The following is a 12,703-nucleotide window of genomic DNA, read 5'->3' as shown; positions in this document are numbered from 1 at the left end:
TCAAAACACGTTGAAGCTGCATTATTGTTGTGAGGGAGAGGCCGATAGATCAACCTGGCAGTAATGCCAGGTTTTTGTGTTTTCATTCAACCTAATACGCGTTACAGGCCCAGCCTCAGCAGCACTTCATCGGTCACGTCGTAGAACTCACCGAATCCCATCAGCGAGGTAAACTCATTTTCCAGCGCTCTGGCGCGGTGCATGGCCAGGCGGGACAGCTCTGCCAGCTCCCGGCTGATCAGTGCGGTTGTCGGATCCAGCATAGGGACTGTGGTGATACGTACCGCCAGAAAATGCCCTTGCTCTCTGGCCTGCTGAGCAAATCGGCGGCGGGTGTCGCCTGTCGGAAAATCACTGAAAAGCTTGCTGAGCACTTTGGGCTGACCAAGCGGTTGAGGCAGTACCGCCAGATACATTTCGTGTACATAAGGCTCACTGACGGTTATCGGGCGCATCGGTTCGCTGAGCAAAGCTTTCACCCTGTTCTGGAAAATGGGTGCCAGATTGATCTGCTTGCCATTACCCAGCTCCATCATCAGTTTACCAAGCGCCGGCAGTGGCTGGTTAGCGCCCAACGCGCGTACTTTTACCTGATTATCAATTTTTTCGCAGAAGAAGGGCAAACAGTTGAGCCGTGTCAGCAGCATTTGGTGCATGGCCTGCAATAGCGGACCGGCAGGCATGATTTCTTCACTGACAGGCAGCCGCTCTTCGTTGTGCTTGATGAGCCGTCGCAGAAAATGTTCGCTGCGTGTGGCGTCATCGCCCCGCCCGGTTTCAAGTTGCACATTACGTCTGTCGGGACTCAAACGGACAACCTGATAAGGAATGCGTTTCAGCGGGGCATCTTTGGCCATTTTCAGCAGTTCATCGAAAGTGACTTTCAGCACATCACCCCGCTTGGCATCCAGCGGTTCAGTCAGGCGAATGTTCAGACCGCGGGTGGAGACATCAATACTGGTTCCGCTGAGAATACTGGCTTCTTTGTCCGCAGCGGTGGGCTGCGACAGGCTGACAGGTGTGCGGAACAGAAAGCGTGATTCGCTGCGCTGCGGCTTGGGATCAAAGTAAATGGCACGCGAACCGGAAACGGGATTTCGCGGATGACGGAATGTGTGTAAGTACTTGCTGGGCAGTGCCGGTTTTTCTGTCAGGCGATAGTCGTGCTGGCCATCCACGTTGGTTAAATTCTGCAGTACCCCGATATGGGTCAGACTGGAGAGGGTTTCCAGCAGCTCAGGTGCGATTTCCTGCAGCTGGATTTTGTCATCCTGGCTGATAGGGTAAAGCGTCAGGCGAACAACCCGCCAGCTTTCTCTTGTTGCCCCGATTTGCCAGAACAACTGCCGCTCTTCCACGCTCATCTCAGGCAAGGCGGCGGAATAAAAATAGGTTTTGCCTTCGTGCTGATGGGTAAAGCTGTAAATCAGCGTACTGCCCTGGCTCAGACCCTCCTGGCCCAGAGTGCGGATACGATCTTCAGACAGCAGATGATTGATCACCGACTGATTACGCTCGTCATGCCAGTGTTCCCACAGGTGGCGGTTATGCTCTGTCTGCAGGCAATACTTCAGCTCATTACCGGCAAAAAACAGCGGTATGCTGCTGGTATGCTTGAGGAAGCTGTGCTCATAGCCCCGGGTGCGCGACTGAATAATTTTATCTTCATGGTTCTGGCGCGAGCGGCTGGCCGCCATTTTCTGGCGGGCTTCAATCGCCTCTTTAAGGGCGTCACTGGATTCAATCAGCATCAGCCGCAGCCAGATATAGCTGTCGTTATCTGCATGGGGTGATACCCCCAGAATCCGGTAGCTGATCCCCTGCACGAGCCGCTCGTCTTTGAGTTGCTTGGCCAGTTCGGGGAAAAACGCGGTGACAACCTGACCGGTATGGTAGCGGAAGGCGGAAGACACCCGAAAGCGTGCGCCGGAAGGCGAAATATCTGATGTGGTGCCGTTCACTTCCTGTGAATAGGGCAGAGTCAGCACAACCGGTGTGGTGATCTGGATACGTTGTTCACTGCGGCTGAGGTGGTAGCCAAAACGCAGCAGCTCGGCCCCAAAAGGCAGCGCTTCTGCCGGTTCTTCTGGTGGCGGAGCTTGTGTGTCCTGCTGCTGCATAACCCGGAAGTTGTTACGGGTATTCATCAGCGATTCAAACAGGCCGACCCGGTATTGTTCGCCATAGGTTTTGATTCGGCGACGATAGACATTCATTGCCACATCATCCAGCCAGTGCGTCATACCGTGCATGTCGTAGGGGCGACACTCGCCACTGACCTTACCGCGTAAATCAACAGGCTGGCGGCAGGGGGCCATCAGGCGGTTGATTTCCATTTTAACCTGCAAGCGTACCGGGCCACTGAGATCCGCGGTCAGGTGCTGAAACAAGTCATTAAAATCCCCGCTGTCATAAGCCGGGAGCAGTTGTTCTATCAGTCCTTTGTATTCATCCAGCAACATAGTGGTTTTAGCAATAGGTCTCTATCGGGTATGATCCCTATTGTGCAGTAAAACGAAGAATTGTCATAAGCTTGTAGGCCGAAAGTCAGGCATGACGCATGTCCTGTCTGTTTCTTAGCCACAGATTGGCTGTCGCCTGCACTGAGTGGCCCTTTCTGGTCACGGCTTGAAGACTCAAAAGGGATACAATGGCGAAAACCAAAAGAGCTTACGTCTGCAGTGATTGCGGCGCCGATTTTCCACGCTGGCAGGGCCAGTGCAGTGCGTGTGCCGCCTGGAATACCATTACTGAATTTACCATTCCCAAAACCAAGTCAGCACTTGGTGGTGCAAATGGCGGAGCTGCCAGCAGTTATGCCGGTTCGTCGACCAAAGTGCAGACGTTGTCGGATGTCGAAAGTAAAGATCTGCCGCGTTTCAGCTCGGGTATTTCAGAGCTTGACCGCGTGCTGGGTGGCGGTATCGTGCCGGGATCCGTGCTCTTACTCTGCGGTGATCCTGGTGCCGGTAAATCCACTTTGTTACTGCAAAGCATCGGGGCGGTTGCGGAATCCCGTCAGGCGCTGTATGTCTCGGGTGAGGAGTCGATTCACCAGATTTCGCAGCGTGCCAAACGGCTTGCGACACCAAATATCGATAAAATACAGGTGGTAGCTGAAACCTCGGTCGAGCAAATTCTCAATCACGTGGTCGAGCAGAAAGTCTCCTTCGTGATTATAGATTCTATCCAGACCATGACAGTGGCGCACAATGAATCGGCGGCGGGCAGCCCGAGTCAGGTCAAAGAATCGGCGGCGGCTCTGACCCGTTTTGCCAAGACAGAAGGCGTGACTTTCATGATTGTCGGCCACATCAATAAAGACTCGAATGTAGCCGGTCCGATGCAGCTGATTCACATAGTCGATGGCTTGTTCGCACTCTCGTCGACCTCGGATGAGAAATTCCGGGTATTGCGCACCTCGAAGAACCGCTTCGGTGCTGATTCTGAATCCTGTTTCTTTGCTATGACAGAAACCGGCATGAAGCAGGTCAAGAACCCGTCGGCGATATTTCTCAGCCGCTCTAACAAAAACCATGCAGGTTCGGTATGTACCACACTCTGGGAAGGCACACGCCCTTTGCTGGTGGAGATTCAGGCACTGTGCAATCAGTCGATGACGGAAGTACCGCGCCGTTTGAGCGTGGGGTATGACTCTAACCGGCTGGCGATGTCAATTGCCGTGCTGGCGCGCCATGGTGGTGTGATGCTGTCGGACATGGACATCTTTGTAAACTGTGTCGGTGGGATCCGGATCGAAGAGACCTCGGCGGACTTGTCTGTTTTGCTGGCGATATTTTCCAGTTTCAAAAACGCACCGATCCCACAGGATGTACTGGTGTTTGGTGAAATCGGCCTGAACGGTGATATCCGCCCGTCAGCGAACGGAGTCGAACGGATTCGGGAAGCGGCAAAGCAAGGCTTTACCCGTGCGATTATCCCGAAAGCCAATGCGAGCCGCCCGCTTCCCGGTATTGAAATCATGGCGGTTGAAGACTTGCAAGAAGCGCTGGCCGCGTTTGAGCGGGTCGCCGTTTAAACCACGAACCTTTTATATTATTCAGATTCTCCTGCCTGGCCGATTGTTGTGTGTAAGGCGAACACAGCAACCGGCTTCTGTTCCCGTCAGCCATGCGTTTTCAGGGAGATGAAAGGTTTACCGCTTTTAATCAATTTCACACTTCAGGTGTTAATTTCACACTGAAAAAAGTGAATTGCTCTTTATCTTTAGTAAATATTTTCAATAGCCATCCAGTAAGATCTTCTCATTACATAGGAGGTAATACATGGCAATTGAATCATTTCTGAGTTGTTCTCAGTTCATGTGTTTTTTGAATTAAAGATAAAGGGAAGATATGAATAGAACATTATTTAAAACGTATCTATTGCTTGCATTTTCTGTTTTTCTTGATATGTCAATTCAAATTGTCATGATCTGGAAAATACTTGAAATAACAAGTTCTACTGTTTATATGGGAATGATTGTCAGTATTGGAGCGGTTACGCCTTTTATTCTTAGTAAAATAATTAAAAAGAAAGATATCTTCTACAAGAAATCCACTATCACAACACTCAGGGCTATCTTTTTTGCTTGCATGGCTACCGTCTTGTATTTTAATGCCACTGGCTTGATATACATCATCTTTATGATTGCGGTTTTTTCATCATGTAATATGGTTTGCAGTATTAATACCTTTGAAGTGAAAAACTCCAGTTTTGTGAAAAGAAAACTGATTGAGGCCTCGAAGGCGTCCAGGGTGCTGCAAACAACCATTCAGTTTGGTGCTTTCTTCGGTGCATTATTTGGGGGTTGGTACCTCAAAGCTATGGGGTTTGAAAGCTTCATTTACTACATAGCAGTGATGTCTGTCGTATTATCAGTATCCTATTTGTTTGTTTCTGATGTTGATAAAGAAGAGACAGAAACTGAAGCAAGTAATCAGCAAGCACTTTCAGGAAAAAGAGAACGCTTTATTATCCAGGTGGCCTTATCTGTTTTAACAGGGTTGCACATCGGTGCGTTCAACACTTTCGTACCAGTGTATTATCAGCTTTTCAGAGAGTGGGGGCCTGATATCCTGGGTTTTGCATCAGGCTTGGCAGGTATAGGCGCATTATCTGCAGCGCTTCTTCCTCAGAATAAACATGTTTATTTGCTCAGTGCAGTGCTGTTGCTGGTAGGGGACATCGGGCTTTTCTTGATGGACATGCCGTATTTATCGGTACTCTTCTGTTTCTGCATCGGCTATGCGGTTAATTCCGTGAGAATTACATCAAGAACGGAAATATTGAAGTCTGATGCTGATCAAAGTGATGTTAATAGTGCTATCAGTCATTCTAATTATCTGTTCTATATTGTATCAGGAACCATTCCAATGCTGATGACTATGGTGTTGACTTACTTTTCATTCTCAAGTCAAGCCTATGGTATATCACTGATACTGGTCGGTGTTTTTTCCGCTGTTGTCATCATGCTGTTAACTAGAAGCAAAAAAGTAATCACATTGGAAGGTGCATATGAGAAGTAAAGTATTGATAGTAAACCCAGCTTCCAGCGGAAAAATGATCCGACCGAAACTGCAAGCAAACAATATTCAATGCGATGTGTATTTTGATTCAGAGCATGATCCGAAAGGCATTCTGGATACGATTAACATCGAAAACTATGATAATAATGTATCCCATCTCGAAATTGATGCATTGCAGAATGAAAAGTACGATACGGTTATTGCCGGGTCAGAGTTAGGTGTTGAACTGGCAGATAAGCTCGCCAGTGAATTAGGTTTACCGGGAAACTCACCTTTGACGACCGGTCTGCGCCGGAATAAAAATGAAATGCAAGATGCATTGAAAAAACATGGCTTAGCCTATATTCAGACATTTCTGGTTGATATGGATGGAAAAGGTCTTAATGATCTTCATGAAATTAAATGCAAAAAGTATATCATCAAGCCAGTTAACTCTGCAGGTTCTGAAAACGTCTACTTCTGCAATAGCAGGGATGACGTAATCAATAAAATATCTTCCCTGCCTTGGGGGAAAACAAACAGTACAGGAAAAATAAATGATCAGTTTCTTGTTCAGGAGTATATTGAAGGTGAGGAGTATGTTTTAGATCTGATAGTCAATGGGGACCAAGTCGCTTTAGCTGCTATATGTAAATACGTAAAAGGTCAGTCTGGTAATAATCCATTTGTTTATAATCGACTGGAACTATTGGATCCTTATGACGCCGGGTTGGCTCCAATTCGTGAATATGCTGTTGCGGCCACCAGAGCACTCGATATTACGTACGGACTTGTGCATATGGAACTGATGCTGAGCCCATCAAAAGGGCCGGTAATGATTGAAGCTGCGACACGGATACATGGTGGTGTCGCGCCATCTTTATTTGAAAGCTGTTATTCTCCCAGTTTGCTGGATACGATTGCTTCACTGGTGTCAGAACACAGAGTACCGGAACTAGATTCTAAGCTAGTTAAGCAGGGTAGAGTGTATTTTCATGTCAATAAACACACTGCGAAATTTTCCGGTGTCGATGCCATCAGTGACGGTAAGCTAAAACGTATTCCATCCTTGATTGATTATTTTGTCACAGTGAAAGAGGGGCAAGAATTACCGGCCACGGAAGATTTGTTCACTTGCCCGTGTCTTGTGTGGTTAGCCAATGATAATGCCGTTGATTTAGAATCTGATATTCAGGGCATTGAGAATATTCTCAATGGTGTATTTAATAAGGAGTTGATCAGTGCCTAAGCTAATTATTAAGACACAGATGAAACGATAGAATCAGAAACAGGAACATCCGTTTCAGCGTTATTTGGCTGCACTGGCAGATCCCAGTTATACATTCATTGTTGAATCAGGTTCACTGGTCAGTGTCTTTGAAAGCTTGAACAATGAAATGTACTTTTACGCTAACTAAAATATGGGGGCTGTTAAGCCCCTTATTCATGTTTAATGTCTAACACTGGAAGAATATGGATGGATTCAATACCGCCTATATCTATGATGAACTTTTTAATTTCATACAGTAACGGAAGACGGGTGCTGTTGACCCTTATCAGGCAGTCGAACTCACCGTATATAGATTCGAATTGAAAATCATAACCGGCACTTTTGAGGTGTTTGAAAATCTGTTTACAGTCTACGCTTCCGGATTTGATCAACAGGTAAGAATGGATATCATCAGAAGGGGATAAGCGCTGATCAAAGCAAGTACTGATTGTGAAGCCTGTTATGACGTTCTCCTGTATGAGTGTTTGTATTCTTTTGTCTACGGCACTGCGTGAGAGATTGACCTGTTCTGCAACTTTTTGGATGCTCTCTCTTGAGTTATTTCTCAATAACTCGATGATTTTCATGTCCACTTTATCTAAATTCATCATGGTTACTAACTAGCCTGGCCTGGTGACTTTTTGATTCTAAAGTAACAGAAAGTGTTTTTAATTATATTCTGTTTTGATATTGGTATTTTTCTGCTTTGTTTGACAAGCAACCGCATACTTACCATACAACTCAGGTATTTTGTCAATATGAACATTAATGATTATGTGAATAACGTGATAAGAAATGAACTCAGCGGAGAAATAACTGAATCAGTAGGGTGCTGTCGTGAGAGCAGTTATACCGGTTTATGGCAGTATCATATGCTAAGTATTTCCCTATAAACAGCACAGTGATGTACCAGCATAGAGAAATCTTCTCTTGTGGGTCTGCCGGGCAGCACAGGTGAAACGCTGTGGGTTTCAGTCAGCAAGATCGGCAAGGAGTTCAAATTCGCGATAAAGCAGCTCGTCGTCACCGACGTTGAGTTCAATCAGGCGGCGCAGGTGAGAAATGCTGTCGATATCAATATTCACTATCTTCATCCGCAGACAGTCGCTGTCATGGGCGACCAGTTCAGTGACCATTCTCATGTGAATATCTGTGTCATGCAGGCTGACATCGACTTCAAACGGGGCGTTGTCATCCGGCTGCCAGTGTTCAGGCCGGCCGAGCAGAATACCATGCAGCGAGATATCGCGAACATCAGCAGGCCAGTGTGACTGAGCCTGACGCACCAGCGCCGGGGCCTGATAAACAATACGGATAAACTGGCGTCTTTCGTTCATAGTCTGTGATTACCTGTATGAGCCTATATTGTCGAGTTTAGGGTCTGCTGGCCTTTTTGGTTCTGTTTTTTCTATGTTGACGTGATCTCTGTTTGCAGTGCCGCGGCTCCGCTGAGGAGTCGAGTGGTGATTCATCCTGTGCTGAAACAGGCGACTTTAATGATTTGCTTATTAAGTAATCATGCAATAAAAAAGGCTGCCCAAATGGCAGCCTGCGTTCAGTGATTGCAAATCTGTCCGGAGACGGTTATTTGGCAATACGCTTGTATTTAATACGGTGCGGCTCTGCAGCCTGCGCACCCAGTGTTTTCTTCAGCCAGTCGGTATATTCGCTATAGTTACCTTCGAAGAAATTCACCTGGCCTTCATCGCGGTAGTCCAGAATGTGGGTCGCGATGCGGTCCAGGAACCAGCGGTCGTGCGAGATCACCATGGCACAGCCAGGAAATTCCAGCAGGGCTTCTTCCAGTGCACGCAGTGTTTCTACGTCCAGGTCGTTGGTGGGCTCATCGAGTAGCAGTACGTTGCCGCCGGCTTTCAGCAGTTTTGCCAGGTGGACACGGTTACGTTCACCACCAGACAGCTCGCCAATGCGTTTTTGCTGGTCGCTGCCCCTGAAGTTAAAGCGGGACACGTAAGCACGCGACTGAATCTCGAAGTTGTTGATGCGAATCACATCGTTGCCTTCAGAGATTTCCTGATACACAGTATTGTTATCATCCATGCTGTCGCGGAACTGCTCAACAGAGGCCAACTTAACTGTGTCGCCCAGCTCGATAGTCCCTGCGTCCTGCTGCTCAGAGCCGCTCAGCATCTTGAACAGGGTCGACTTACCGGCACCGTTCGCACCTATGATGCCCACGATGGCACCTTTAGGCATGCTGAAAGACAGGTTGTCGATCAGAACACGGTCACCAAAAGATTTGGTCAGGCCGTTGACTTCGATCACCTTGTCGCCCAAACGATCACCCGGCGGGATGAAGAGTTCGTTGGTTTCGTTACGCTTCTGATGATCTGAGGTATTCAGCTCTTCAAAACGGGCCATACGTGCTTTGGATTTGGCCTGACGACCTTTAGGGTTCTGGCGTACCCACTCCAGCTCTTTCTCAATGGTTTTCTGGCGCGCTTTCTCCTGAGAGGCTTCCTGCTTCAGACGGGCGTCTTTCTGCTCCAGCCAGGACGTATAGTTGCCCTGCCATGGAATACCTTCACCACGGTCCAGTTCCAGAATCCAGCCGGCGGCGTTATCCAGGAAGTAACGGTCGTGCGTGATCGCCACCACTGTGCCTGTGTAATCAACTAAGAAACGCTCCAGCCAGCCAACAGACTCGGCATCCAGGTGGTTCGTGGGTTCGTCGAGCAGCAGCATGTCCGGCTGTTCCAGCAGCAGGCGGCAGATAGCCACACGACGGCGTTCACCACCCGACAGCAGTTTGATCTGAGCATCCCACTCCGGCAAGCGCAGCGCATCGGCAGCACGCTCCAGCGTATTGTCCAGATTGTGGCCGTCTTTGGCCTGAATCAGCGCTTCCAGCTCACCCTGCTCTTTGGCAAGGGCATCGAAATCCGCATCCGGTTCGGCGTAAGCGGCATATACCGCATCCAGGCGGGTCAGGGCGTTTTTCACGTCGGAAACGGCCTCTTCGACCACTTCACGCACTGTCTTGCTTTCGTCCAGTACCGGCTCCTGCGGCAGATAGCCGACATTCAGGCCGGGTTGCGGGCGGGCTTCCCCTTCGATATCGGTATCGATACCTGCCATGATACGCAGCAGAGTGGATTTACCGGAACCGTTCAGGCCCAGTACACCGATTTTGGCGCCAGGGAAGAAACTTAATGAAATATCTTTCAGAATCTGTCGCTTAGGTGGCACAACTTTGCTCACTCGCGACATGGTATAGACGTATTCAGCCATTTCCGTAGGTCATCTCTAATGATTGGAGAGAGGGGTATTTTAACCATTCTGGCCCTAAGTTTAACAGCAATGTCTCACAATGACGGTTAAGATGAATACATGCCCCTGTAAGCAGGTTTTCGTTATTGACCTGAGCCTGACCCGGGGCTGACGTTGACGAGGGTATGGAACGCTAGGATAACAGTGTTAATTAAACGTGCTGAATTTTAATCTGAGTGAAGCTGGAGCTGGAAAGAGTATATATGCAGTCTGAAGCCGTTATGCACCGTTGTAGCCGTTGGATGCTGGGCCTGGGGGTATGGGTGCTGTTGGGAGGAAGCGTGGCACAGGCCGCCTCGCTTGAAGAGCAGAGAAAATGGTATGAAGCCGCGAAGGATGCGCTGGAACGCAAGGATCAGTCGGCTTATCAGAGTTATCGCACCAGGCTTGATGACTATCCGCTGACCCCTTATCTCGACTATCGCCAGTTTCAGGACAATCTGGATAAGCGCTCCCCTGCCGAAGTGAGTGCATTCATCAAAAAGTTTCAGGATCTGCCTTTCACCATCAAGCTGGGTTATGCCTATCAGGATGTGCTGGCGGAGGCCAACCGCTGGCAGGATCTGGTGACCTTTCAGACTGAGCCGCCATACAGAGAAAGTTATCAGTGTCAGTATTATCTGGCGCTCAGCAAAGTGGGCCGCAAGGACGAAGCTTGGCAGGGCGCGCAGTCACTCTGGCTGACCGGCCAGTCTCTTGACGATGATTGCGATCCCATGCTGGATGCCTGGGAAAAAGCCGGAAAACGTACCAATCAGCTGATTCTGGATCGCATGCTGCTGGTGTTTGAAACCGGCAATCAGGGGTTGCTCAAATATCTCGACAAACAACTGACGGGTAACGCCAGAAAAGACGGCGATACGCTGCTCGCACTGTTTGCCAAACCGCAGGGTGTGGCGGACTTCGCGAAAAAAAGCAAAGTGACCGACTATAACCGGCAATTGACAGTAGCAGCCTATAAGCGCCTGGCGCGCGTGGATACCCAAGAAGCCCTGAGCCAGTTAGAGCGGGTTGCGAACGGGCAAAAGCTCAATACAGGGCAGAAACAATCGCTGGCGGATTATACGGCGTCACGGCTGATGGATGCCGAAGAGGCCGATCTTGTCCGCTGGCGTGATGCCATGCTGCGCAAAAGCAGTGATGATGATTTGATTGGACGGCGCATCCGTCTTGCCCTTCGTGAAGGCAACTGGACCGAAGCGCAGGCGTGGATCCCGCAATTGTCGGCCGAAGAACAGAATACGCTGCGGTGGAAATTCTGGCAGGCGCATTTGCTGGCCAAAACCGATCCTGTGGTTGCCAAGCCGAAATATCAGGCATTGCTCGGCGAGCGGAACTTTTACAGTGCCGCAGCTGCTACGGTTCTGGGGGAAGGTATTGATTTCCCTGTGGAATCCCTGAGTCAGGCAGAGCAGGATGTGACCCCTTATCTGCCAGCGTTAAAGCGGATTGAAGAAATGATTGCGCAAGATAAGGTGTTTGATGCCAACCTGGAGTGGTGGTATCTGATGAAAGATCTCGATCCGAAAGCAATCTGGCCGCTGGCGGGCTACGCAGGTAAGCAAAACTGGCACCATCTGACGGTGCAGGCCACCATATATGGCCGGATGTGGGAACACCTGTCGTTACGTTTCCCGCTGGCTTTTGCCGAGACGTTTAAGTCATTCGGTCAGCAGCGTGATCTATCTGTGACCACTATGATGGCGCTGGCACGACAGGAAAGTGCGCTGAATCCGCAGGCAATGTCGCCGGTAGGCGCTCGCGGGCTGATGCAACTGATGCCTGCCACAGCCAGAGAAACTGCGGGTAAGCTGAACTACAAATATGCGGGCAGCAGTAGTCTCTTTGAGCCAGAGGTCAATATCCGGCTGGGCAGTGGTTACCTGAAAATGATGCTGGAGCGTTACGACAACAACCGTATCTTTGCTTTCTCGGCGTATAACGCCGGCCCGGGCAGAGTCACCAGCTGGCGAAAAATCAGTGATGGTAAACTGGATGCCTTTGCCTTTATGGAAACCATTCCTTTCGGTGAGACGCGCGGTTATGTCCAGAATGTGCTGATGTTTGAAGTCTACTACGACAAGCTGACCAATCATCAGGTCCAGTTGCTGACCACTGAGGAACTGAACACTAAGTATTGAGACAAACTGCTGCTATAGGTTTGGTGGAAGGCTGTGGTTCAGGGTAGAATCCAGACAGAATTAAAACGCCTGTGTGGGTTACTAATTGTCAATGCAGGCAATTTTTGAGGAAAACCATGTCAACCAAAGCCGATACGCCGGACTTTTCTGACTGGCAGCAAATAGTCTCTCTGTTTCGTCAGGCCTCTGCTGAAGGCAAAGATGAGTTACTCCTTCGTCTGCTGTTAACCCCGGATGAGCGTGAATCACTGATCGCCAGGGTGAATATCTTCCATGAACTGCTGAATGGTGAGCGTAGCCAGCGTAAAATCAGTGAGTTGTTGGGCGTTGGCGTCGCGACTATCACACGCGGCTCCAATGAACTGAAACACCACGATGCGGAGATCCGTGACTGGTTGTCAGAATTTCTGTTGAAACAGCAGCCCAAAGGCTGAAGTGCCTTGTCACCTCCCTCCTGATCTCCCCCTGAAAAGGGGGAGGGATCGTACTGAGCT

The 12,703-nt window shown here is 49.2% G+C and carries 9 protein-coding genes; 5 read left to right on the top strand and 4 right to left on the bottom strand.

Annotated features, from left to right (window positions below; genetic code table 11):
- Positions 1-101 precede the first annotated feature (101 nt).
- Positions 102-2,462: a PilZ domain-containing protein gene (locus tag Q4491_RS06395; protein ID WP_303455782.1), complete on the bottom strand. Its 2,361-nt coding sequence runs from the start codon at positions 2,460-2,462 to the stop codon at positions 102-104.
- 188 nt (positions 2,463-2,650) lie between these two features.
- Between Q4491_RS06395 and radA the strand changes: the two genes are divergently transcribed.
- The 3 genes from radA to Q4491_RS06380 all read left to right on the top strand — a co-directional run bounded on the left by radA (position 2,651) and on the right by Q4491_RS06380 (position 6,756).
- Complete coding sequence (radA, locus tag Q4491_RS06390) at positions 2,651-4,039, top strand: DNA repair protein RadA (protein WP_192015634.1); 1,389 nt, start codon at positions 2,651-2,653, stop codon at positions 4,037-4,039.
- A 316-nt stretch (positions 4,040-4,355) separates the two neighbouring features.
- Positions 4,356-5,528, top strand: coding sequence for an MFS transporter (locus Q4491_RS06385; RefSeq protein WP_303455779.1), 1,173 nt, complete (start codon positions 4,356-4,358; stop codon positions 5,526-5,528).
- Positions 5,518-6,756 carry an ATP-grasp domain-containing protein gene (locus Q4491_RS06380; RefSeq protein WP_303455775.1) on the top strand — a complete coding sequence of 413 codons (1,239 nt, stop codon included), beginning with the start codon at positions 5,518-5,520 and terminating at the stop codon, positions 6,754-6,756. Before Q4491_RS06385 ends, Q4491_RS06380 begins: the two co-directional genes overlap by 11 nt.
- 191 nt (positions 6,757-6,947) lie before the next feature.
- Here Q4491_RS06380 and Q4491_RS06375 read toward each other — a convergent pair whose 3' ends face one another.
- The 3 genes from Q4491_RS06375 to ettA form a co-directional block, all read right to left on the bottom strand.
- On the bottom strand, positions 6,948-7,388 hold the full coding sequence (locus Q4491_RS06375; protein WP_192015641.1) for an Lrp/AsnC family transcriptional regulator: 441 nt from the start codon (positions 7,386-7,388) through the stop codon (positions 6,948-6,950).
- Between the two features lie 360 nt (positions 7,389-7,748).
- Complete coding sequence (locus tag Q4491_RS06370; protein ID WP_192015642.1) at positions 7,749-8,114, bottom strand: PilZ domain-containing protein; 366 nt, start codon at positions 8,112-8,114, stop codon at positions 7,749-7,751.
- Between the two features lie 247 nt (positions 8,115-8,361).
- Positions 8,362-10,029, bottom strand: a complete 1,668-nt coding sequence (ettA, locus tag Q4491_RS06365) for an energy-dependent translational throttle protein EttA (RefSeq protein WP_192015643.1) — start codon at positions 10,027-10,029, stop codon at positions 8,362-8,364.
- A 242-nt stretch (positions 10,030-10,271) separates the two neighbouring features.
- On the opposite strand from ettA, the gene sltY reads away from it, so the two are divergent.
- Both sltY and trpR read left to right on the top strand, forming a co-directional pair.
- A complete protein-coding gene (gene sltY, locus Q4491_RS06360) occupies positions 10,272-12,209 on the top strand; it encodes a murein transglycosylase (protein ID WP_303455770.1) in 1,938 nt (645 codons plus the stop codon).
- Between the two features lie 116 nt (positions 12,210-12,325).
- Positions 12,326-12,643, top strand: a complete 318-nt coding sequence (gene trpR, locus Q4491_RS06355) for a trp operon repressor (RefSeq protein WP_192015644.1) — start codon at positions 12,326-12,328, stop codon at positions 12,641-12,643.
- The last annotated feature ends 60 nt before the right edge of the window (positions 12,644-12,703 follow it).

Origin of the sequence: Photobacterium sp. 2_MG-2023, assembly GCF_030547675.1 — a bacterium.
Taxonomy (GTDB): Bacteria; Pseudomonadota; Gammaproteobacteria; order Enterobacterales; family Vibrionaceae; genus Photobacterium; species Photobacterium arenosum.
This window is presented reverse-complemented; position numbering and strand designations above follow the sequence as displayed.

What these genes read in the sequence shown, in the direction of transcription:
- ettA (WP_192015643.1), bottom strand. Translation starts at nt 10,029, where the DNA reads ATGGCTGAATACGTCTATACCATGTCGCGAGTGAGCAAAGTTGTGCCA.
- Q4491_RS06380 (WP_303455775.1), top strand. Translation starts at nt 5,518, where the DNA reads ATGAGAAGTAAAGTATTGATAGTAAACCCAGCTTCCAGCGGAAAAATG.
- radA (WP_192015634.1), top strand. Translation starts at nt 2,651, where the DNA reads ATGGCGAAAACCAAAAGAGCTTACGTCTGCAGTGATTGCGGCGCCGAT.
- Q4491_RS06395 (WP_303455782.1), bottom strand. Translation starts at nt 2,462, where the DNA reads ATGTTGCTGGATGAATACAAAGGACTGATAGAACAACTGCTCCCGGCT.
- Q4491_RS06370 (WP_192015642.1), bottom strand. Translation starts at nt 8,114, where the DNA reads ATGAACGAAAGACGCCAGTTTATCCGTATTGTTTATCAGGCCCCGGCG.
- sltY (WP_303455770.1), top strand. Translation starts at nt 10,272, where the DNA reads ATGCAGTCTGAAGCCGTTATGCACCGTTGTAGCCGTTGGATGCTGGGC.
- Q4491_RS06385 (WP_303455779.1), top strand. Translation starts at nt 4,356, where the DNA reads ATGAATAGAACATTATTTAAAACGTATCTATTGCTTGCATTTTCTGTT.
- Q4491_RS06375 (WP_192015641.1), bottom strand. Translation starts at nt 7,388, where the DNA reads ATGATGAATTTAGATAAAGTGGACATGAAAATCATCGAGTTATTGAGA.
- trpR (WP_192015644.1), top strand. Translation starts at nt 12,326, where the DNA reads ATGTCAACCAAAGCCGATACGCCGGACTTTTCTGACTGGCAGCAAATA.